This is a genomic window from Patescibacteria group bacterium (assembly GCA_040390045.1).
GTDB lineage: Bacteria > Patescibacteriota > Minisyncoccia > Phycocordibacterales > SIBU01 > SIBU01.
In genome coordinates this window covers 34,775-58,516 of sequence record JAZJZC010000001.1, presented here as the reverse complement: position 1 = coordinate 58,516, position 23,742 = coordinate 34,775, and the positions used below count along the sequence as shown (strand labels likewise).

Sequence of the window (23,742 nt, the reverse complement as noted above, 5' to 3'; positions counted from 1 at the left end):
GAGTTAGCTGGCATGTCTTGACCGATAAGGACCCGAAAGACTTGGGTGGATGCGAGAACTGCCACCAAGGAGAGAGAAGTCAAAAATTTCACGACATCTTTGCCCTGCTGCAAAGCTTTTCATGTTCTCAAACATTCTTGCAGAGACTTCCCCAATGACCAATTCATGTGGTAGATCCGTTCGGGTGTCGAGGTTCGCTTCGAGATGTATTTGATCAAATAGCAGGAGCGTTTTGTGGAAAAAGTCCCTCCAGTTCCCAATTTGGGATCGGATTGCGTTTTCTGCAATGAAGCGGACCACGTCTGCGACGGTTGGATTCATAAAAATTTGCCGATATCTGAAAAATAATATAGCATTCATAGCATGCTCCGTCAACACTACCAGAAAAAAAATTTACCAGACACCCCGGGTGTTTATTTTTTCCTGGGTAAAAATCGGAAAATTCTCTACATTGGGCGAGCGACATCTCTCAAGGAACGAGTAAGAAGCTATTTCAGCGCTGATTTGTTTGACACTCGAGGTCCGCAGATTATTGAAATGGTTTCGAAAGCCTCCCAGCTTGATTTCAAAAAGACTGATTCAGTGCTCGAAGCGATTATTCTTGAAGCTGACCTAATCAAAAAATTTCAACCGTATTACAACACCAGGGAGAAGGATGATAAAAGTTTTAATTGTGTAGTAGTTACAAAGGAAGATTTTCCACAGATTCTTGTAGTTCGAAAAAAGGATATTGACCCCGCGTCAGTTTCGGTTTGGTACGGTCCTTTTCCGAGTGGGGGACAGTTGCGAGATGCCCTAAAGATTGTCCGTAGGATTTTTACGTTTCGCGATGCAAAATGTTTTCCCAATCAGGGACGTCCATGTTTTAACAGGCAAATTGGTTTGTGCCCCGGGGTTTGTACGGGAGAAATTTCCAAAGCTGATTATGGAAAAATCATTACTAACATTAAGTTATTTTTTACGGGGAAGAAAAATCAGATATTAAAAAAACTCGAGAGAGAGATGGCTTTGGCCGCCAAGAAATTACAGTTTGAACACGCCCACGAAATTAAGAAAACGGTTTTTGCACTAAGACATATCCAGGATGTCAGTTTAATAAAAACTTCCTCAAAAAATCTCGATACACAAAGTTTCGTGAGAATTGAAGCGTACGACGTGGCACATATTTCTGGAACGGATGTTGTCGGCGTTATGGTGGTGGTTGAAAATGGTGAGCCGAAAAAGCAGGATTATCGAAAATTTAAAATCCGCGGCGGGTTTGGCAATAATGATGTGGCCAGTTTGAAAGAAGTTTTGGAAAGACGGTTGAATCATCCCGAGTGGCCGTTGCCGACTCTTTTTGTGGCAGACGGAGGTGTGGCGCAGAAATCAGTTATAGAAGGTGTGTTACGAACCCGAAATTTGTCGAAGGATGTTGTAGCGGTCACTAAAAATGAAAAACATCGTCCGGAAAAAATACTTGGGGATCCTGTTTTGATAAAAGCTCACGAAAAATCTATTTTGCTTGCGAATGCTGAAGCTCACCGATTTACCCTAGCTTTTCATCGTAAACGAAGAACAAGTTCTTGGAAGTAAAGATTTAACTGTTTTTTCCCCATGCTTCATGTTCCCCGCCCGTACCGAGCGGACTCGTTCCGTTCGGGCGGGCATGTTACGTGCTCCATGTATGCGTGATATAATTTAGCAATGGCATCTCGATCAAAAATCCGAGTTGGGGTTGTTCGCGGAGGTAAATCCAAGAGACACCACCATTCGTTAAAAACCGGCTCACAGGTTTTAAAGAGTTTGCCTGAAAATTACGCTCCTGTTGATGTTTTTATTGATCAGGCCGGGGTTTGGCATATTCATGGTGTGGCAATAGATCCAGTAAATGCTTTCAAAAAAATCGATGTTATTTTCAACGCAACCCATGGTGAGTCAGGAGAAGATTTGAAGTTACAACGAGCCCTCGATATTTTTAATATTCCGTATACTGGCTCTGGTCATCTCGCCGCATTATTTTCAAACCACCAAGGTCATGAAAAAAATATTTTAAAGAGTCAGGGAATCCGAATGCCGGTGTATAAGATTTTTAAAAAAGAGATCATTGATACGATGAGTCTTCTCGATATCTGGAAAAGTATTACCAATCCATCGCTGATACGACCTGCAGTGTCAAACACAGCCGGAGTTTCTATCGTAAGAATTTTTTCCGATTTGAAGTCTGCGCTTTCTAAAGCTTTCGAATTTTCTCCAGAAATTATTATCGAAGAATCTGTTGCTGGTAGGGAAGCGGCATGCGGAATACTGGAACAGTATCGTGGGGACGCTTTGTATTCTTTGTTGCCCGCGGAGTTAGTTTTTAGTAAAGATACCGATCGAAGTGTAGAAAACATTTTTAGCCCCGGTCGATTTTCTGAAATTGAAAAAATGAAAATTAAGGATATGGCAAAAAAAATTCACGAGGTACTAGGTCTCCGGCATTACTCACAGTCGCACTTTGTCGTATCTCCAACTCGTGGAATTTATTTTTTGGGTGTAGATACTTTGCCAAGCCTATCGCCCGATTCAGCATTTGGGAAATCAATAGATTCCGTAGGGCTCTCTCTCGAGGGTTTTCTTGACCATTCAATCAAACTTGCGCTTAGCTCGCGTAGAGGGTAATATCTTGGAGTTAGGTTTTAGTCGAATTTGTACTTTTGTTTAAATTGGGCCCATAGCTCATCTGGTAGAGCGCCTCATTTGCAATGAGGAGGTAAGCGGTTCGAGCCCGCTTGGGTCCACTGATAGCAAAAAACCTCCACTGCTGGAGGTTTTTTGCTATCAGTGGAAGCCGCAGAAATATTTTGTCAGCAGACGAAATGTCGAGCGGGCGAGTAGCAACGAGTGTCGCGAGACTTCGCGAACACTTACGTAAATTGCGAGGCCTTGCGAAGCGATTTACTTAGTGATTCGTGATACACGATGTTGAAAAAAGATCGCGAGATTTTTCCGTCAGGAAAAATACTTGTGATACACATGCAAAAAACCTTTGAGCGATGGCGAGCCGGGGGTCGCGAAATTTTGCTTGCGACGGCAAGCAAAATATTTGTGATACACAAATAATAAAATTTCTCAATTTGATACGTCAACAAGAAATTGTTACTATTTCCTATGTCCAATTTGGGCCTATAGTCTAGTAGTACGACGCGTCATTCGCATTGACGAGGCGGGGGTGCGATTCCCCCTAGGTCCACTGAACAGAAGAAACCTGCCCAGTGGCAGGCTTCTTCGTATCTGTGCAAGTCGGAGTTGTTGCACCCAGATCAATTTTCTTGTAGTGTGACAGAAGTACACAGATTTTCGTTATGCTTCTTTTAAAACTTTCTTTGGCATGTGGTCTAGTGCTTGCGTACTGTTACGTTTGGGGCTATTTCGATTATCGGCTCGCCAAGCGTAAAAAGGCTGAAAAGGACTGGTGGGCAGAGATTGTTCTAACTGCGGGATTCTTTTCGCTCCTGTGCACCTCAATGTTTTTTCTGGTGTCGGAACTAATGAAGTTGCGGTTTCAAAACCTTTCCGATTTTGCTGAACTTTCCGGTGTCATCCTAAGTCTCGGTGTTACGGTTGTAACAGGCACTCATTTTTATCAAGATTGGGAAGAGCGTTATCTGCGGGAAGAAGTCCTTGAAACCTTGAGTCGTCTACGTTGCAAGACGTAATTACTTTTCTGTAGCCGCTCGACATACCGCGCGGTTTTTCTTTTGTCTTTTCCTTAAAAACGAAGTAAAATAGTGATTCTATGCTAGCCTTCGACACGAAACCTAAACATAAGGGCACCGGGATTGCTACAACCTTCGATGTACTCAAGGCTTTTTGGCGTGGTCTTCGGCCAAACAAACTTTCGCTTTTCATAATTTTTTCGAGCGCGATTTTTGCCAACGCTGTGTCAGTTGTCATTCCTATTTATTATAAGAATTTCTTCGATGTTCTAAATCTCGGCACTCTCTCCGTTTCCGATAAAAGTCCACAATTATTTAGTATCATCTTTCTTATCTTGGTTTTAAATATCATCCAGTGGGTAGGGTGGCGCATTGCCACATTCTCCTCCTCCTATTGCGATTCGAGAGTCATTGCCCGACTGCGTCAGCAAGCTTTTGAGTACATGATCAATCATTCCTACTCTTTTTATGCCAACAACTTTACCGGCTCTTTGGTTCAGCGCGTCAACCGTTTTGCCCGGGCCTTCGAGGTTTTTCAGGATAGAATTGTCTATGAAATTTTGCCACTCGTGGTGCAGGTGATCGGCATCTGTTTCGTACTTTGGTTTACCAGCCACATCATTACTGAAGTTTTGCTCGCTTGGGTTTTTGTATTTTTGCTTTTTAATTATCTTTTTTCCCGTTGGAAATTAAAATATGATGTCAAACGTGCCGCTATGGACTCCTTTACGACAGGTGTTTTGGCTGACGCCATCACAAATCAAAACACCATTCATCTTTTTACGGGTGTGAAATCCGAATCAAAATATTTTCGCGAAGTGACCAATGAGCAAGCTCGATTGACACGATTTGCCTGGAACCTGCAAAATGGCGTGGAAACAGGGCAAGCACTTCTACTTATTTTCATTGAATTTTTGTTATTCTATTTTGCCATCAAATATTGGCAGACCGGAGCCATAACTGTCGGCTCGTTTGTCTTGATCCAAGTCTATTTGTTAGGACTCAACGGTAAGCTCTGGGGCATCAGTAGAATTATTCGCAGTATGTACGAATCGATTGCCGATGCCAAGGAAATGGTTGATATTTTGAAGTTGCCGCAGGACATTTTGGATGCGGCAGATGCCAGCATACTTTCTGTTCCCTCAGGTTCAGTCGACTTTCATAATGTTGATTTTTCTTTCGGCGGCGAACAGATTGTTCTCCAAGGTTTAAATCTAAAAATTGCCGCAGGGGAGAAGGTGGCTTTGATCGGCCCGTCTGGCGCGGGTAAATCAACATTCGTAAAATTGTTACTCCGTCTGTACGATGTATCCGCTGGGGGAATTTCAATTGATGGGCAGGAGATTCGAAATGTTACGCAGGAAAGTTTACGAAAAAATGTCAGTTTGGTGCCACAAGATCCGATTCTTTTTCACAGAACCCTTCTTGAAAATATCCGCTACGGACGAAGAGAGGCGAGCGAGGCTGAAGTGTACGAAGCGGCACGATTGGCGCATTGTGATGAGTTTGCGCTTGGGTTGCCGCAAAAATACGACACGTATGTCGGAGAGCGTGGCATTAAGCTTTCTGGTGGGGAACGTCAACGCGTGGCAATTGCTCGAGCTATCCTTAAAAACGCACCGATTTTAGTTCTTGATGAAGCCACCTCAAGTCTCGATTCTCACTCCGAGTCTCTTATTCAAGATGCGCTCGATAAACTGATGAAAGGTAAGACAGTTATTGTCATTGCTCACCGACTTTCAACCATTCGAAAAATGGATAGAATTATTGTGCTTGAGAAAGGAAAGGTGATTGAGGAGGGAAGTCATGATGATTTACTGAAGAACAGCGCGAGTTTGTATACTAAGTTGTGGAATCTTCAAGCTGGTGGTTTCATCCAAGAGTAGAACATCCGCCTTTGGCGCATTTCATTGTCGCCAGCTCCGTTTGCTTCCGCAATGTCGATTCAGTCGGAATCGTGTCGCGCAACGTCCATTGAAGCGCGACCTACGTTTTAGTCGCAAAATCGTTTGCGCCTCGAATTGCATCCAGCAGGTTAGATTTTATTTACTCTAAAGTTATGTCCTACCGAATTCGACTAATTGAAAAAAAAGAAATTGCAAAAGATGCGACCTGTTTTGTTTTTGAAAAGCCAAAGGGTTTCAAGTACAAAGCCGGTCAGTGTGCAGACTTCACGCTTCCTCTGCCAAAAGGTTTAGAGAGTCAGAATCTCACAAGAACATTTACACTCTCTTCAGCTCCTCACGAAAAGACAATCTATATTGTTACCAAAAATACTCAAAGTGATTTTAAAAAGCTGCTTTTCTCTTTTCGAGTTGGTCAGCGAGTGAAACTAGAGGGACCGTTCGGTACCTTTTTTCTGAGAGAAACTCTTTCAAAGCCCTTAGTTTTTATTGGGGCAGGGATCGGTGTCACGCCTTTTGCCAGTATTTTGAAGGAAGCCTTTTTTAAGAATGAGGATCGGAATATTATCTTTATGTATTCCTACAGGCACGATACATCGGCAGTTTTTTTAGATGATTTCTTATCCTACGCTAAGCAGCATAAAAATTTTTCATTCACAGCCCTACAAACTGCAAAAAGTTCTACAAAAAAAACAATCAAGCCCCGGCTGGATAAGAAGTTTCTAATGTCCTTTATCAAAAACCCAGGTGAACAGTCGTTTTACATCTCAGGTCCGATCCCTTTTATTGTTCGAATTCGAGAAATTTTGTTGGAGCTCAACATATCTGATGAAAATATCAGAACCGATGAATTCACTGGCTACTCAGAGTAAGGTCGCGCAACAGGCTAGCTTTTGTTAAACTTAAGGTATTAGTAATTCACATTGAACTATGCTTAAAGAATTTTTAATGAAAAAGATGCTTCAGTCGAAGCTCAAGGATGTTCCGAAAGAAACCCAGGAGAAGTTGTTACTTATGGTTGAGAAAAACCCTGATTTTTTTATGAAAGTGGCCGAGGAAATTAAAGAAAAAATTAAAACCGGCAAAAGTGAGATGGATGCGGCGATGGAAGTAATGACAAACCACAAAGCAGAGCTCGAGAATTTGCAAAAATAACCTTATAAATTATGAAATCCAAAAAGATTTTTATACTGCTCGGTCATCCTGACAAGGAGATGCTGTGCGGATCGTTTGCTGATACATACGAAAAGGCGGCAAAAGAGGCGGGTCACGAGGTACGAAGGACTAACCTCGGTGATATTAAGTTCGATCCAATTCTCCACAAGGGTTATCGGGAGATTCAAGCGCTTGAACCAGATTTAATCAAAGCAGAAGAAGATATAAAATGGGCAGAGCATTTTGTTATTTTTTACCCAAGTTGGTGGTCAACCATGCCAGCACTTCTCAAGGGATTTTTTGATCGAATCTGGTTACCCCATTTTGCTTTTCAGTTCAAATCAAGCGGCATGGGAGCGGGCTACTTTTGGAGTAAGCTCATGAAAAAAAAGACCGCCCGAGTTTTTGTCACTTCAGATTCAAATCCATTCTTAGCTCGTATTTTGTTCGGTGACACTACGAATGAAATTAAGAAGTGCATTCTTTGGTTCGCTGGATTTAAGGTCCACGTGAAGAAAGTCGGACCGCTTAAATTTATAAAAGAAGACGGTGTCAAACGATGGAAAGAAAGATTTGAAAAGTGGGGAAGAAGAGCGTACTAGCGCTGCTTGGAAGTCGAACTCCCAAAGAAAAGAAAAATGCCACATCTGTGGCATTTTTTGTTGCACATTGTAACTTTTGACCAAAAAACTAGTTGTAGCAATTTCTGAGATGATTGACAAAATTTATAAATGTGTTCCATACACTTTCAGTAAATTTATAAAGGACACTAGACAAACTGAAATGTCCTTTATGTAATATTTTATATGATCGAACGGCATACACATCGGAAGGAGTTCTATAAAGGACACCAATCTCTATTTTAAAGGACAATCGTGATTATAGGCCTAATCTCAAAGCTATTTCTATCTTTATTTGATCAAAAACAATTGACATTTTTTTTAATTGCACTAGTCTAATTTAATAATCTCACCTGAAAAATTTATGAAAAAATATTTATCAACGAGCAAGATCAGCAATCTCAAGAAAAAAATCACCACATCGCTTTTCGTCATGTTTTTGTCCCTAATGATTTTGGCTGTGCCATCTTCAAACCTCCTTGTACGTGCGGCAACGACAACAAGCAATTCCTGTCAGCTTTCTGACACCATTGTTTTCGGCGTTGCGAAGGCTGATTTTACACAGCAGGCAAAAATCAAGTACTTTAATCCCGCCTTCGGTACTCTCACAAGTCTTTCTATCAAGCACATTTCTATCGTTGATGTAAGCCAGAAGGCAGAAAACGTCTCTGATCATACAATTTCAAGTGGTGGTGGCCTCAGTGCAACCAGCACATTGAGTCTTCCAGGACATACTTCAAATTTGCTTTTTTCTAGTAATTTCGGTCCAGTCGACATAACCGCGTACGATGGAGCTCTCGATTATGCTGGTTCAAGTTCGTACGACACTGGTACCACAACTTTTTCTCAAAACGATACCTCGATTGCAATCAACGATCCTGCTGAACTTTTAAATTATGTTAATTCTGGTGCTGGTGGCGTTGATATTACCGAAAATGTTTCCGGTCAGTCGTTCTCATTCCTCAACATCGCTTCAAGCACTCCTTCAGGACCATGGAGTTATTTTCCTTTGATCTATGCTTCGAATTCTGTTGTAGTAACTTATTCTTTCACCAGCACTGCTCCTTGCCCAACCGCACCAACAACCTTGAATATCGGTTCTTGTGGAGTTCTTCTCACTACGGGAATGGTAACTGGTGAGGAAACCAGTCCTACTGCTTATGATTGGGTATACAACAGCGATCCACATTCCGGAGATTTTATCGATCATAAATGGGTTCAGGTGTTTAGCAATCCTGCAGGATTTAGTGGTTATCCAGGAAGGGGAGTTTGGGATATGGGAACTACTACTGCAACCAGTAGCAACATGGTCTATCTTGTTCCATCTATTGACCACGGAGAAACTCCAAACGAAGCTCACGAGGGTGCCCTTTTTGGTTCCGATAGTCCAGCTGGTCCTTGGACTTCTGGTATAGAAATTGGAACCTACCCTGATGGCCCAACAAACTGGATTTCTGACAACGACACAACCATTTGGTTGTTTCCACAGGCCTTCCGATATATTTCTGCTTTAGGTGGAGGTAGTATGTTAAACGATGGAGATGCGGAGATTAACGCTGTTTGTAATCCTTTGCCGCCTCCACCTCCTGCTCCAATTTCCTGCCAATACTCTGACACTTTAATTTTCCCAACAACTAAGGCTGATTTTACCAAGCAAGGAAAAATTAAATATTTCGATCCTGCTCTTGGAACTCTGACTTCTCTTTCTCTCAAGCACTACGCTGAGGCAAATATCAATCAAAAGGTAGAGAACATTGCTACCCACCCGATTTCAATTTCTGGCGGTCTTTTGGCGACCAGCACGTTTAGTGTGCCGGGACATCTATCAAAATTATATTTCACCAGTTACTTCGGTCCAGTTACAGTTAATGCCGCCGATGGCGCGCTCGATTATGCTGGCGCAAGTTCATACGGTACTGGCACAAGCACATATTCTCAAAGTGATGCCTTGTTGACGATTACTGACCCAACAGAACTTTTAAGTTTCGTTAGCACGACAACCGGTGGTGTAAATGTTACCGAAGATGTTTCAGGACAATCTTTCTCAACTCTCAATTTGATAGGAGATTTTACTACCGGCCCCTACAGTTATTTCCCTTTGCTTACCGCTTCAAGTTCCGTTGCGGTAACCTATTCGTACACCACAACCGCTTCTACCTGTCCTAATGGTCCAGTTAATCCACCAACAAACACCGCGCCGGTTATTACGCTTGTCGGTGCCAATCCAATCACTGTTATCTTGGGTCATGTCTTTACCGATCCCGGAGCTACTGCCACTGACCTCGAAGATGGCAATCTCACATCACAAATTGTGGTTACCGGAACTGTCAGCACGAGCACGCTTGGCACGTACACACTCACCTACACGGTCACTGACTCGGGAGGTTTGAGTGCTTCAGTTACGCGAAATGTTATCGTTGTTCCAGTTCCAATTTCTGGTGTTAACCTCGGTCTTACCAAAATTGCTGATAAAACAAACGCTAATGTCGGCGATCAAGTCACCTACACGATCTCTGTTTCAAACGCTGGGCCAGATGCCGCAACCGGAGTTTCTGTCACTGATGTTTTGTCATCGCAGTTGCAATTTGTTTCAGCGAGCACGAGTATTGGTAGTTACAGCACCTCAACTTCACTCTGGACCATTGGAAATTTGGCGAAAAATGCAACCACGACCCTTATTTTGAAAGCTACAATAAAGGCAGGGAACGAAGGCCTCACTATTGGCAACATTGCAGCGGCGACTTCAACTCAAATTGATACCGATTCTTCAAACAACACCGCGACAGTGAACGTCATCGTAAATCCAGTCGTCTGTACTTCAAACTGTGGTGGCGGAGGAACCAGTGGCGTTAACTTGAGTGTCACAAAAACTGCCAATAAAACTACGGCAAATGTCGGTGATGAAGTTATCTACACCATTGTACTGACAAACCTCGGAACACTTTCTTCAACAGGAGTTTCTTTGAGCGATATTCTGCCAACCGGTGTGGAATTTATTTCCGCCAGCACATCGCTCGGTAGTTACAGCACCACAACCAGTCTTTGGACTATCGGAAATTTGACGAATGGCTCAACTACAACTTTAGTTTTGAAAGCTAAGGTAAAAGCGGGAACCGAAGGTTCAACTATTACCAACACCGCTATCGCCAGTTCAACACAAACTGATACTGATTCGACAAACAATACTGGAGCCGTATCATTTACTGTAAACACACCTGGTTGTACTTCGAACTGCGGTGGTGGAGGTGGAGGTGTCAACTTGAGTATTACCAAAACTTCTAACAAAACCACAGCGAGCGTTGGCGATGAAATTATTTACACTCTCGTATTAACGAACCTCGGAACACTTTCTTCGACAGGAGTTTCAGTCACTGACGTGTTACCTGCAGGATTGGAATTTATTTCCGCAAGTACTTCTATTGGTAGCTACAGTACAACCACTGGCCTGTGGACGGTTGGAAACTTGGCTAACGGTTCAAGTACGAGCCTTACTTTGAAAGCCAAAGTTAAACTCGGCACCGAAAGTACAACTATTACTAACTCTGCAAACGCAAGTTCATCTCAAACTGATACCGATTCAACAAACAACGGTTCAAGTGTTTCATTCACAGTAAATCCAGCTCCATGTACTAATTGTGGAGGCACAAGTGGAGGTGGCGGTGGAGGAGGGGGAGGTGGTGGGGGCGGAGGAGGTAGCAACGGCCCACCGGTTCCAATTAACGTAGGACCTGTAAACGGCGTTGTATTAGGAGCCTTTGCTTCATCGACTCCCGTTACACCAGGCGTATGTTACTACTTGTACGATCACTTGAAAAAAGGCTGGAACAATAATCCAGTTGAAGTCCGAAAATTGCAGGTCTTCCTTCGAGATTTTGAAGGCATGAAGGATCTACAAATCACTGGAATCTACGATGATCCAACTATTGTTGGTGTGGATGCCTTCCAAGTAAAATATTGGGATGATATCTTGGCACCATGGGCGCTTCCTGGACCAACTGAATTTACTTACATCACAACCAAGAAAAAAGTAAACGAAATTTACTGTCAGCGACCATTTCCTGTTACGGTTGCGGAACAAATTGAAATCAATGATTTCAGAGCGATGATGTTGAGTACCCTTTGGGGAAACGCCTACAATCCAACAAAAACAGTTGATGCAGGAAAAACCAATATTTTTTCCGCCAACACTACAGGAACGGTACCAGCGACCACCGTTAGTGACGATAGTTCAAATTCTTCTTCTACGGTTGCAGATGATACAGCAAGTACAACATCACCTAAGAATATCTTCGAAGGCCTCAGAAACTTTGCCGGTTCAATTATTCTCAAACCTTGGCGTTGGATTGTGAGTTTGTTTTCGCACGCTGACGTTTCGACTACCACGGCAACAAGCACGACTCAGTAGGTGCGTCTCTCGTAATTTTTTCCGGGCAGAAAATTAATTTTCTGTTTCTTGGATATTACGTACCAGTGCTATATACTCTTTCCTATGTCACTTTCAATTGGAATTGTCGGCTTGCCAAACGTAGGAAAATCAACTCTTTTTAACGCCCTGACTAAAAAATCAGTGGCTTGTGAAAATTATCCTTTTTGCACCATCGATCCATCGGTCGGCGTGGTTGCTGTACCCGATGATAGACTTTGGAAACTTTCTGAATTCAGTCATTCAAAAAAAACTGTTCCTGCGGCGGTGGAATTTGTTGATATCGCGGGCCTCGTCAAAGGAGCTTCGGAAGGCGAGGGGCTGGGTAATCAATTTCTTTCCAACATTCGTGAGACCGACGCCATTGCGCAAGTGGTGCGGATTTTCGACGATGAAAAAGTCATTCATGTTTCAGGTGGAATTGATCCGGTGCGAGATATTGAAGTGATCAATCTCGAACTTATTTTGGCTGATTTACAAACAGTTACGAAGCGACTTTCTAATTTGGCGCGCGACGTCAAGCGTGGAGATAAAGATGCAATGCTTGAAGGAGGTTTGCTCGAGCGGATAAAAATTGCGTTGGATGCGGGCAAATTGGCCTCAACTGTTGCTGTGGATTCTAAAGAAATTCCAGTTCTTAAAGGATTACACTTGCTTACGGTAAAGAAAATTTTATATGTACTCAATAAAAAAGCTGGCGGTAAAAATTTAGATGAATTGAAAGACGAACGATTTCAAAAATTAATGGATTTTTTAGCGAAAGAAAAAGCCCCGTGGGTTATTGTTGACGCGGGCATAGAACATGATTTGAAAGATATGAAAGACGCAGAAAAAAAACAAATGCGGACGGATTTCGGCGTGCTCGATGACGGCATTGACCGACTCATCAAAAAAGGTTACGAGACGCTTGAGCTCATTATGTATTTTACAACTGGGGAAGATGAAACTCGCGCATGGACAATAAAAAAAGGTTGGACTGCTCCTGAGGCCGGAACTGCAATCCACGGAGATTTTAAAGATAAATTTGTTCGAGCTGAGGTGATCGAATGGGACAAGCTTTTGGCAGTTGGTTCCTACGCCGCCGCGCGCGAAAAAGGTTTGATTCGCACTGAAGGTAAGGAGTACGTGGTCAAAGATGGAGAAGTCGTAGAGTTTAAGATTTAATCTCGTTAGAGGTTAAATTTAAACTCGAAGATCCTGAGATGAGCCAGCCAAGCGAATCGTAGGGTCGTAGAGTTTAAAATCTAATTTTGAAAAATAGAAAAGAAAAGGCCCCATAAGGACGAAACCTTGTGGGGTGATCTTTTCCGTTGGTGATGATTAGATAATACACCAAAAGATTACTTAAATGCAAGTTGTTTTGTTATTTTTAATTACGTGCTATTGTTCGCGATAGTAAATGTGAAAGGATAACCTTGTGGTCCATCGAGTCCAAAGGGAATGGCACAGTAGTAGTTCCATCCCATCCTTGTTCCCGCACGGGAAAAACAAACCACCGCCTATACACCAATCGAAGGCTTCTCCGGAGGGGTTGGTAGTAGCAGTGGCCGTAGTACTTTCTCTCCTTTTCTTTTTCTGTACCTTGTGGGTACATTTAAACCCTTAAGTCTCTCAAACCACCCCTTCCCGCGGTGGTTTTTCATTGATGGAATATATTAGAGTATTTGCCGGGTTTGGGATACAATGTTCTTATATCAATTAACCAAATTTTATGGACACTATTCAACAAACTAAACCTAGAACCAGTCCCAAAGATCTATTTCTCAATTTGGGAGCTATCGTTGCGCTTTATACCGTAGTCATCAGTCTTCTCAACCTTTTGTTTTCGGTGATTAACGCCGCCTATCCGCAAATTACCTACGGCTATTATTATTTCGGTAGCCAATCAATCAGTTGGCCTGTTTCAATCTTAGTTATTTTCTTTCCGCTCTACGTTTTCCTGATGTGGTTTTTGGAGAAAGATTACGCCACTGAGCCAGATAGGAAAATTTTCGGCCTTCGCAAGTGGCTTACCTACATTACGCTTTTCGTTGCAGGGATTGCGATGGCGGGGGATTTGGTAACCATTTTGTACTACTTTATTGACGGACAGGAGTTGAATACTGGATTTGTACTCAAAGTTTTGGCGGTGCTCGTAGTCACGTTTGCAGTCTTTTTCTATTACATTTCAGATTTGCGCGGAAAGTTGAATCCTATGTCTCAAAAAGTTTGGTTGGGTATTGCAGCTGTGTTAGTAATCGGTTCAATCGTTTGGGGATTTGCTGTTTTAGGTTCACCACGCACGCAGAAACTTTACAAATATGACAGCGCAAAAATCAGCGATCTGCAAAATATCGATTCTCAAGTAACGTATTTCTACCAAGTGAAAGGAGTTTTACCAGCTTCATTTTCTGATCTCACTACTTCCGGTAATTATTTCACTCCGCCTGTTGATCAGCAATCGGGCAAATCCTACGAGTATCAAAAGAAAAACGCTACGACGTACAACCTTTGCGCCGATTTCAATTACGCCTCAAACGATGCTAAAAATGCCAGTGTTGCCGCTCCATATCCATACGGAGGCGCTACCTGGACTCATCCTGTGGGCAAGTACTGTTTCGAAAGAACGATTGATCCAAGGGCGTATTCGACACCAAAACCTGTCTATTAGTGAGCGGGATCAGGCGGTTTGCTAATCAAGTCGAAATATGGTATTGTGTCGGCTGGTATGAGTAGAAGATCGAGAGTTGGCAGGTGTAGGTCAGTCCGATTTAGCTCAAAGGCTGTCGGAGTGGCTCTGCTAGTTTGTGTTGTGGCCTATGCCATGATGTACATCCAATAATTTTATTTTCCAAAGGCTGTCAATTTGTGACAGCCTTTTTCCTTTTTTCAGGTAAAAAGAAAAGCGCTTCATCCGAATTTTGATCGAATGAAGCGCTGTGGTTTTGCCGAATTTACTGTTCGGAGGCCTTGCGAATCCTTTCAATTTGCCAGTATTTGATTTTGGCAAGGCAATCAATCCCAAATGTTCGCCAGAATAAGCAGACGACGTAGGCCACGACCAGAAATGCCGTCCAAAGCCACGCGAGTCCACAAGTGAATGGGACAAAGTCCGGGGTGATGTAGATCGCGAGGGCATTGCCGGCGCGACTGGCACCATAGGCACTGGCCTGATAGGCCTCGCCAGCGAGTTGGTCTACCGCGACGGAGCCGATGCCGATCGGCATCTCGTAGCCACGAAAGTGGCTCTCGCCGGTGACGACCTCCTTCCAATCCAGAAGCGCGTTGTTCGCGTCCCGGAGCTCGTAGTCACCATTGCTAGCGACGAAGAACAGGCCGAGCAAGGTCATAAGAGTGGTGATGAGGGCGGACCAGACCAGCAGTGATTTGAGTGTTTTCATTGTAACGAGTGTTCAATACCCACCAGCAATTTCAGATGCATTTGCGTCTTTGTTGCTACGGACTAAACGCGTGAGCGATTTAGTGTTTTTGCCAGGGTTAAGATGACAAACAACAAGGTATCTGCGATGCAGAATATCACACATATACTGAGTTTGTCAATAGATTGCGTTAATATGGTAAAAAGCTTTGATCTGTGGCATTATTTTCTGTAATGAACGACTACAACCATCTAAAAATTGAAAAAAAATGGCAAAAGATTTGGGAGAAAAATAAACTCAACCAAGCTAAGGATCAGAAATTTCCGCGTGGTTCCGCGTCTGTTCCGCGAAGTTCTGCGCCCAAGAAATTTTACGGTCTAATCGAATTTCCCTATCCGTCTGGAGATGGTTTGCATGTCGGGCATATTCGCTCGAATACTGCTATGGATGTAATCGCTCGCAAGCGTCGAGCGGAAGGTTTTGAAGTGTTGTACCCAATCGGTTGGGATGCGTTCGGATTGCCGACGGAAAATTACGCCATCAAAACCGGGATTCATCCGGCGATTGTGACCAAAAAAAACACCGAAAATTTCCAACGTCAGCTTAAAGAGTTGGGGTTTAGTTTTGATTGGTCGCGGGAAATCAACACCACCGATCCGGAATATTACAAATGGACGCAATGGATTTTTTTGAAATTTCTCGAGAAGGGTTTGGCCTACAAAAAAAAGATGGCGATCAATTGGTGTCCGAAAGACAAGATTGGTCTTGCTAATGAGGAAGTGGTGGACGGTTGTTGTGAGCGTTGTGGCACACCCGTTGAGAAACGCGAAAAAGAACAGTGGATGTTGGCCATTACGAAGTACGCTGACCGACTTGATCGCGACTTGGATAATAAAAAGATTTTGATTGGCACCAGAAATCCGGCCAAGGTGAAAATGATAAAAACCTGCCTCGCAGGTGTTGCCGGCATTGAACTGCTTTCGCTCGATGACGTGCCACCGGTTGACGACTCTAGTTTAATAGAGGGCGATGATTTCAAGGAAAATGCCAGAATGAAGTCTGAGTTTTATTTCAAAAAAACTGGCTTTCCCACTATTGCCACCGATAATATTTTCTGGATTGAAAAATGGCCAGAGAATAACGGTGTTATGGTCCACATGCGAAAGCATGCTAATCCAAACAGTGAACGTGCCACTGATGAAGAGGTCATAGAATTTCTCAAGAATTTCTTAAAAACAGTCGGCGGAAGCTCTCCCGCTAATTTTCACTATGCCACTTCATTTACCGATGAGGCGGGAAGTATGGTGGAGGAGGTTGTGCCGAGTGACTATATTTTGCAGGACGAACAGACCAAAAATTATTGGCCCGGCTATCCTACTGAAGCTTTTCTGAAAGATGCGCAGACTGGCGTTTTCAAGTCTGATCAGTCGGACGAGGTGCGTTACAAAAAAGTGATCTCACTTTTCCATGAAAAGTTTGTATCAAGGATGCTTGCTGGCCACACTCCGATCGAGTATTTGGAAAAAATAAAATTACAACAGAAGAATTGGATTGGAAAATCTGAAGGAGCTCAAATTCGATTCAAGATTCAAGAATCAGGATTCAAGAATGAAATTTCAGAGGTTGATGTTTTCACAACGCGCATCGATACCATTTTTTCCGGTACTTTTCTTGTTGTTGCCCCAGAACATCCGATTATTAAAAAGTTAGCGAAGAGCTTCGAAAATCTCGAAGAAATCGAACGATTTATTTCCAATTCAAAGAAAAAGACCGACATTGAGAGAACTGATAAAGAAAATAAAACAGGAGTGCAATTGAAGGGTATTGAAGCCATAAATCCCGCAACCCTAGAAAGTATGGCAGTCTGGGTTTCAGATTTTGTGCTTGGAGAATATGGCACCGGAGCGGTATTTGCAGATGCCCATGATAAGCGAGATTTTGATATGGCAAAAAAATATGGAATCCCGCTCAAGGTTTCCATTAAACCAAGTGATCCTGTTTTGTTTGAAAAAGTTAAAACTCTTGAGACCTGCTACGAGGGAGAGGGAATTCTTTTTAACTCAGGAACTTTTGACGGCTTAACTTCAAAAGAAGCGCGTCCTAAAATTGTCGAATGGCTCAAGGAAAAAGGTTTTGCTGAAAAAATTGTAAAGTACAAAATCCGTGACTGGGTATTTTCGAGACAGCGATATTGGGGGGAACCGATTCCTGTCATTCATTGTGAAAAATGTGGCATTGTGCCACTCGCTGAAAAAGATCTGCCGCTGAAACTTCCGAACGTGAAAAATTACAAGCCAACTGATACCGGCGAATCGCCACTTGCTAGTATTTCAAAGTGGGTCAACGTGAAGTGTCCGGTTTGCAAAGGCCCAGCTCGTCGCGAAACAGACACCATGCCAAATTGGGCTGGATCTTCTTGGTATTATCTCGCGTACGTCGTAAAAAAAGGTAAAAGTTTTGATTTAAAAAATAAGAGCGCACTTGATTACTGGACACCGGTTGATTGGTACAACGGTGGCATGGAACACACAACCTTGCACCTTTTGTACTCACGTTTTTGGCATAAATTTCTTTTTGACTTAGGTCTGGTTCCCACAAGTGAGCCGTATTTGAAACGTACATCACACGGATTAATTTTGGGTGAAGGTGGAGTAAAAATGTCTAAATCGTTGGGAAACGTTGTTAACCCTGACACGCTTATTAAAACATTCGGCGCTGACACCTTGCGTCTCTACGAAATGTTTATGGGACCTTTCGATCAGCATATTGCGTGGTCTACAGAAAGCATGGTGGGACCAAGGAGATTCCTTGAGCGAGTCTGGAAGCTCAAGGAAAGAATCACGATTCAAGAATCACGATTCAAGAATAGGAATCAAGAAAATCCTGAATCTAAAATCGTGAATCATGAATCTACTCTGTTGCATAAGACTATCAAAAAAGTTTCCGAAGACATCGAGGCGATGCGATTTAATACCGCAGTGAGCGCCATGATGGTCTTGCTCAATGAATTTGAAAAAGCGGAAACTGTTTCCCGGAAAGAGTACGAAATTTTGTTGCAACTTTTGGCTCCGTTTGCGCCGCACATTACTGATGAATTATGGTCTCTGTTGGGCAATAAAAAATCTATTCACCTGAGTTCCTGGCCTGTGTATGATTCCAAATTAGCCTCAAAAAGTGGGGGAGTTTTGGTGATTCAGGTTAACGGTAAAATGCGTTCCACCTTGAATACCGAAACTGAGTTGACTGAAGCAGAAGCGAAAGAGCTGGCGCTCAATTTACCAGAAATTAAAAAATGGATTGCTGAATTGCCGATAAAAAAATTAATTTACGTCAAAGGCAGGTTACTTAATGTTGTTGTATAACCTAATGTTTGACAAAACGGTAAACATGACTTACACTGAAGCGAATCATTAAAAAGTGAACTTATTACTAGGTTTTTAGAGATTAATCAGAAGACCAATGAACGTCATTACTTTCAATCCAAAACAAGTGGTCAAGAGGCTTCTCGCCATCTTGCCTGATCGCGCGCGGGATGTGATTGTCAGTCGCTATGGACTCGACAAAGATTCCAAAAAGATGACCCTAGAAGCCATCGGCAAGAAATATGGTATCACCCGCGAACGAGTCAGACAGATTGAAAATTATGCCGTTCACAGCATCAAGCGAGCTGAGTCCTACGCAAAAGAAAAAGGCGTTTTTTCCGAGTTGGAAGCACTTTTTCATAAGCTTGGTGGCATTATTAGCGAGGAAAATTTTCTTGAGTACGTCGCCAAAGACAAGAGCACTCAAAATCACATTCAGTTGCTTTTGGTTTTGGGTGATCCATTTAAACGCGAAAAAGAAGATGAAAATTTCAAACACCGCTGGCATGTCAGTGATTCACTAGCCAAAAAAGTTCACGACGCTTTGAAAAAACTTTATAAAAATCTTTCTGACAAAGATTTGGTTTCTGAACTCGATATTATTGCGCACTTTCTCACGCATGTTGAAGATATTTCTGATGACTATAAATCTAAGAATGACGTGATCAAGCGCTGGCTTGAACTTTCAAAAACTATTGGTAAAAATCCGCTTGGTGAATGGGGACTTAAATCTTCTCCAAATATTCACGCCAAAGGCATGCGCGATTACGCCTTTTTGGTCATTCGCCGACACGGTTCTCCAATTCACTTTAGAGAAGTCGCAAAGTCGATTGAAAAACTTTTCGGTAAGAAAGCTCATATTGCCACTACCCACAACGAACTCATCAAAGATCCTCGATTTGTACTCGTTGGCCGAGGCCTCTACGCGCTCGCCGAATGGGGATACATGTCAGGAGTTGTCAAAGATGTCATCAGGAAGGTTTTAGAGAGCAATGGACCGCTCAACCGAGAACAAATTATCGATAAGGTGATGAAGGAGAGGTATGTCAAAGAGAACACCATCATTGTCAATTTGCAAAATCCTAAATTTTTCAAGAAGACCAAGGATGGAGTCTATTCTATTGCGTAGTGTTGAGTTGTCATACGAAAATACCTCGCTTTCCGCCCTTCCATACGAAACGCGGACTAACGAAAATACGAAATGATACGAAAATTGTAGAGAGCAGGCAAAAGTTTTTGTATTTTTTCGTATGTTCGTACTCACTTTCCTATTTTCGTATTGAAGACTGCGAACAGCATTGACTTTGGGGGTCACAATGTATACAATTTTTTATTATTGCAATTAAAATTTACACGTATGGATGACAAAAAAGAATATCTGACCAAGGAGAAGTTTGAAGAATTGACCAAAAAACTTGAAGAACTCAAAACGGTAAAAAGAAAAGAAGTCGCTGAAAGTCTCGAATACGCCAAATCTCTCGGAGATCTTTCTGAAAACGCCGAGTACCACGAAGCTCGCGAAAATCAGGCAAACATTGAAGATCAAATTCTTCGTTTGGAAGCGATGTTGAAGTCTGCCGAAATCATGTCGATTCATCACAGTGAAGTGGTGGGCATTGGATCTGTGGTTCACATTGAAAAATTGAAAGACAAATCAAAATCAAAATTTAAAATTGTTGGTTCCGAGGAAGCCAACTTGGCCGAATCAAAACTCTCGATTCATTCTCCGCTCGGTTCAGCCATGATCGGAAAAAAGAAGTCGGATCAATTTAAAGTTACCACTCCGGTTGGCGTTGTTGAATATAAAATAACTGAACTCGAATAGACAAAGCACGAAATTCGAAGCGCGAAATTCGAAACAAATTAAAAGCACAAAATTTTAAATATTGAAATTTTGGATTTAGGGATTGTTTCGGATTTCGATATTCGGATTTCGAATTTAAACACATGGCCTCCATTGAAGAAATTCGAAATACCCGATTAGAAAAGCTCAAAATTTTAAATGAGAAGGGGATCAATGCCTATCCTATTAAAACCAAAAGAGATTATAGTCTCGCGGAAGTTGCAGAAAAATTCGAAAAGTTAGAGGGCAAAGACGACGTCTCTGTCGTCGGTAGAATTATTTCACTGCGTCCACAGGGCGGGTTGGTGTTTATTACGCTCGATGACGGTACTGCCCATTTTCAGGCACTGATCAAAAAAGACTTAGTAAATTCTGACGTATTCGATCTTTTTTCCTCGACTGTTGATATCGGGGATTTTGTTGCGGTTTCTGGATCGTTGTTTCTTACTAAAAGAAACGAAAAAACGGTTGAAGTAAAAAGTTGGACGATGCTTGCTAAAAGCCTCCGTCCGCTTCCAGAAAAATGGCATGGATTGCAGGATGTCGAAGAGAGATTTCGCCGCCGATATCTCGATCTGCTGATGTCGTCTGAAGTGAAAGATCGCTTTGTGTTGCGATCAAAACTGGTTACTGAAATTCGCTCATTCTACAATGCCGATGGCTATATTGAAGTAGAAACTCCACGCTTGCAGACCTTAGCTGGTGGCGCAACCGCACGGCCTTTCGTGACGCATCACAACGCGCTTGGTATCGATTTCAACCTCACTATTGCTCAGGAGCTCTATCTTAAAAAGCTCGTAGTCGGTGGTTTTAATAAAGTCTATGAAATTGGTAGGAAATTTCGAAATGAAGGGATTGACGCGACGCATAATCCTGAATTTACGATGCTTGAATCACAGGAATCCTATGCGGACGCGCTGTCTCAAAGGCAATTCATTGAAAAATTATTTAAATATTTAGTTAAAAAACTTTTTAATACAGATTCGTTTTTGTATGATGGCAATAAAATAGAATTTGGTAATGATTTCGCCGTGATTACCTTTTATGATTTGCTCAGACGTTTTGCCTTGATCGAAAATCCGGAATCTATCACTCGAGAACAACTTTTGCTTAAGGCCAATCAGCTTGGAGTGGATGTTGATAGGGTTGAGCCAATGGAAAAAATTCTGGACGCTATTTATAAGAAAACCTGTCGCCCAAAACTGGTTCAGCCAACGTTCATTATTGATTATCCTTTAAGTTTTAATCCGTTTGCCAAGAGAAAGGAGGACACACCGGAATTGATTGATCGCTTCCAGCTTGTTGCTGGCGGTATTGAGCTCGTAAACGCATTTTCAGAATTGAATAATCCGATTGATCAAGCCGAGAGATATTTGGAACAAGATAAAAAAAGTAGGAAAGGCGATAAAGATATTTCACCATCTGATAAGGAATATTTGGAGGCTATGGAGTATGGAATGCCGCCGAACGGTGGCATTGGCATTGGCATTGATCGACTGGCGATGTTATTTTCCGATGTTAAAAACGTGAAGGAAGTGATTTTGTTCCCAACGTTAAAGCCGAAAGAAGAAGGTGGTGGTAAAAAAGAGCGAAAAATTGGGGTGGCAGTTATTAATAAATCCGCTGGACTAGCGCCGTGGCAGCAATTAAATACGGTCGCACATCTTTCGGCCTCTTTGGGCGCTCGAAAAGGTAAGAGTTTGTTTTTTCAAGAAGAAATTCAAACCAAGGATGAAAAATCCATCGCCTTAAATATTCAAAACGCTCTGATGATCAAGGAAGCAAAGTCAAACAGTGATTTAGCAGAGTTGGCTCGCGTTGCGCGAGAAGCAGGACTTTTGGTTACTGAATTTACTCGAGAAATGCTTGTAACGACCGACGATAAAAAAGTTATTGCAGCCACAAAACTGAAAAATTTAAACGAGATCGAATATCTCGGCGTGCTGGTTTTTGGAGAAAAAACTGCTGTTGAAAAATTGACGGAAAAATTTGGACTTTTTGCATAGCTCTAGACATTTTTGGAGTGTGGTGTTACTTTCATAAAAGATTAACCAAGAAACAGGAGGCACTTTGAATGTCACAGACATAGATGTCTTTATTGATCTTGAGGGTGTGGGGCTTGGACGGACAAGGGGTCCAAAAACACCTGAAGAAATTGAGCGTAGCGTTAACTCTCTGTTAGATCAAATTCCTGTCGGGCTTACCAGGGAGGGTTTTCAGTTGCGACAACTTTGGGGAACGGCCAGTTTATGGAGAGGTAAAACCTTTTTGTCTAGCAGGATTCAGCACTCATTGCATCGCAGTTTTGTTAGCCATCGAGGGACGATGTATTGGACCACTGAAATTGCTGATTATGCTCTAATCGGTGAAGTCCAAAATCGGCTTGCGCTGGGAACTCTTGCTTCAGCAGTGCTTCTTGTAGCGAACGATCATGATTTTCGTCCCTTGGTGGTCAAGCTTTTAAAAGCCCAGAGATATGTTGTCGTTTCGGGGATTGAAGTAAGCCAACGACTTTCACGCGTTGCAAGTAGGACCATCTCGCTTTGGGAGTTATGCGGTTTTGATAATACCTTCGTTTTCAAGCCCTCACGCGTCAACCTTAACCCGATTGATATAGAGTTGCCATCACCACAAATTTAAAAGATTTGTGGTTTTTCTTTACCCAGGAAACCCCGTACGGAGTCTGCGGAGTGCGGGGAGGGGGTCATTCTTTTGACAATGTATCACTTTAGCTTTATCGTCTCATAAGTCTTAGTTCCGAAACTCAAATTAAAAGGGAGTGATATGGCCACAAGCGAGATTATAGTTCAATCGGTCATAGGAGTTATCGGTATATTTGGAGAACTTCTAAATTTGCGTAAAAGTAGGTGGATTTTTCCGGTCGGGCTCATTAGCCAACCGTTTTGGATTTATTCTACTTTTACTCACGGTCAGTGGGGTATTTTTAGTCTAACCTTAATGTACTGCGCTATTCGTATTAGAGGTTGTTATTTATGGTTTTATAAATACCCAAGAGCCGCCAAACCATAGGCGGTTTTTTCATGTACAAAACTGTGCCCCGATAGTGAATTTTCGGCTTATTCTCGTGGCTATTGCTTTGAAAGTTTGAAATGAAAATTTACAAGTTTATAAATATTTTGTATCCATTTTTTATCGAATTCCACGAGCCGAAAATCTACTACGGGGTGTGGATAACAATGCTAGGTTGTGGGGCAAAGTGGTATATAATTCTATCTAAGTGGGAAAAGGTGGGTGGCATATTTTTAACGAGCGAAGCGAGTATAAAAATAGCCAGGCAGCTGTAATCAGCTGACAAGCATATTTTGAAAGTAGCGGCGAGTAAAATAGCCAGGCAGCTGTAATCAGCTGACAAGCATATTTTGAAAGTAGCGGCGA

17 protein-coding genes and 2 tRNA genes are annotated in these 23,742 nt (G+C 42.4%); 17 read left to right on the top strand and 2 right to left on the bottom strand.

Translation table 11 applies throughout. The features are described 5' to 3' along the window. Positions 1 to 3 precede the first annotated feature (3 nt). A complete protein-coding gene (locus tag V4467_00320) occupies positions 4 to 321 on the bottom strand; it encodes a hypothetical protein (GenBank protein MES2087422.1) in 318 nt (105 codons plus the stop codon). A 42-nt stretch (positions 322 to 363) separates the two neighbouring features. On the opposite strand from V4467_00320, the gene V4467_00315 reads away from it, so the two are divergent. The 12 genes from V4467_00315 to V4467_00260 all read left to right on the top strand — a co-directional run bounded on the left by V4467_00315 (position 364) and on the right by V4467_00260 (position 14,432). Beyond that, the gene (locus V4467_00315; GenBank protein MES2087421.1) at positions 364 to 1,575 is read left to right on the top strand and encodes a GIY-YIG nuclease family protein; all 1,212 of its coding nucleotides are present in this window, start codon (positions 364 to 366) and stop codon (positions 1,573 to 1,575) included. A 111-nt stretch (positions 1,576 to 1,686) separates the two neighbouring features. Further along, a complete protein-coding gene (locus V4467_00310) occupies positions 1,687 to 2,643 on the top strand; it encodes a hypothetical protein (protein MES2087420.1) in 957 nt (318 codons plus the stop codon). A 46-nt stretch (positions 2,644 to 2,689) separates the two neighbouring features. Continuing rightward, positions 2,690 to 2,762: transfer RNA gene (locus V4467_00305), tRNA-Ala, on the top strand. A 381-nt stretch (positions 2,763 to 3,143) separates the two neighbouring features. Next, positions 3,144 to 3,214 (top strand) — tRNA-Ala (locus V4467_00300). Between the two features lie 112 nt (positions 3,215 to 3,326). Further along, positions 3,327 to 3,680, top strand: coding sequence for a hypothetical protein (locus V4467_00295; GenBank protein MES2087419.1), 354 nt, complete (start codon positions 3,327 to 3,329; stop codon positions 3,678 to 3,680). Positions 3,681 to 3,760: 80 nt separating this feature from the next. Beyond that, positions 3,761 to 5,566: an ABC transporter ATP-binding protein gene (locus V4467_00290; protein ID MES2087418.1), complete on the top strand. Its 1,806-nt coding sequence runs from the start codon at positions 3,761 to 3,763 to the stop codon at positions 5,564 to 5,566. Between the two features lie 173 nt (positions 5,567 to 5,739). Beyond that, on the top strand, positions 5,740 to 6,456 hold the full coding sequence (locus V4467_00285) for an FAD-dependent oxidoreductase (GenBank protein ID MES2087417.1): 717 nt from the start codon (positions 5,740 to 5,742) through the stop codon (positions 6,454 to 6,456). 58 nt (positions 6,457 to 6,514) lie between these two features. Beyond that, the gene (locus tag V4467_00280; protein ID MES2087416.1) at positions 6,515 to 6,739 is read left to right on the top strand and encodes a hypothetical protein; all 225 of its coding nucleotides are present in this window, start codon (positions 6,515 to 6,517) and stop codon (positions 6,737 to 6,739) included. 11 nt (positions 6,740 to 6,750) lie between these two features. Next, entirely contained in the window at positions 6,751 to 7,341 is a 591-nt protein-coding gene (locus tag V4467_00275) for an NAD(P)H-dependent oxidoreductase (GenBank protein ID MES2087415.1), read from the top strand. 382 nt (positions 7,342 to 7,723) lie between these two features. Beyond that, entirely contained in the window at positions 7,724 to 11,764 is a 4,041-nt protein-coding gene (locus V4467_00270) for an immunoglobulin-like domain-containing protein (protein ID MES2087414.1), read from the top strand. 84 nt (positions 11,765 to 11,848) lie between these two features. Next, a complete protein-coding gene (gene ychF, locus V4467_00265) occupies positions 11,849 to 12,946 on the top strand; it encodes a redox-regulated ATPase YchF (protein MES2087413.1) in 1,098 nt (365 codons plus the stop codon). A gap of 547 nt (positions 12,947 to 13,493) precedes the next feature. Beyond that, on the top strand, positions 13,494 to 14,432 hold the full coding sequence (locus V4467_00260) for a DUF5671 domain-containing protein (protein ID MES2087412.1): 939 nt from the start codon (positions 13,494 to 13,496) through the stop codon (positions 14,430 to 14,432). Positions 14,433 to 14,715: 283 nt separating this feature from the next. Here V4467_00260 and V4467_00255 read toward each other — a convergent pair whose 3' ends face one another. Further along, entirely contained in the window at positions 14,716 to 15,162 is a 447-nt protein-coding gene (locus tag V4467_00255; GenBank protein MES2087411.1) for a hypothetical protein, read from the bottom strand. Positions 15,163 to 15,374: 212 nt separating this feature from the next. Between V4467_00255 and leuS the strand changes: the two genes are divergently transcribed. The 5 genes from leuS (at position 15,375) to V4467_00230 (ending at position 22,986) form a co-directional block, all read left to right on the top strand. Next, positions 15,375 to 18,503: a leucine--tRNA ligase gene (leuS, locus tag V4467_00250; protein MES2087410.1), complete on the top strand. Its 3,129-nt coding sequence runs from the start codon at positions 15,375 to 15,377 to the stop codon at positions 18,501 to 18,503. A gap of 97 nt (positions 18,504 to 18,600) precedes the next feature. After that, positions 18,601 to 19,632 carry a sigma factor-like helix-turn-helix DNA-binding protein gene (locus tag V4467_00245; protein MES2087409.1) on the top strand — a complete coding sequence of 344 codons (1,032 nt, stop codon included), beginning with the start codon at positions 18,601 to 18,603 and terminating at the stop codon, positions 19,630 to 19,632. A 228-nt stretch (positions 19,633 to 19,860) separates the two neighbouring features. Further along, on the top strand, positions 19,861 to 20,328 hold the full coding sequence (gene greA / locus V4467_00240; protein ID MES2087408.1) for a transcription elongation factor GreA: 468 nt from the start codon (positions 19,861 to 19,863) through the stop codon (positions 20,326 to 20,328). A 122-nt stretch (positions 20,329 to 20,450) separates the two neighbouring features. Continuing rightward, a complete protein-coding gene (gene lysS / locus V4467_00235; GenBank protein MES2087407.1) occupies positions 20,451 to 22,352 on the top strand; it encodes a lysine--tRNA ligase in 1,902 nt (633 codons plus the stop codon). Positions 22,353 to 22,416: 64 nt separating this feature from the next. Then, positions 22,417 to 22,986 (top strand): hypothetical protein, encoded by a 570-nt coding sequence (locus tag V4467_00230; GenBank protein ID MES2087406.1) that lies wholly within the window; start codon positions 22,417 to 22,419, stop codon positions 22,984 to 22,986. Positions 22,987 to 23,742 lie beyond the last annotated feature (756 nt).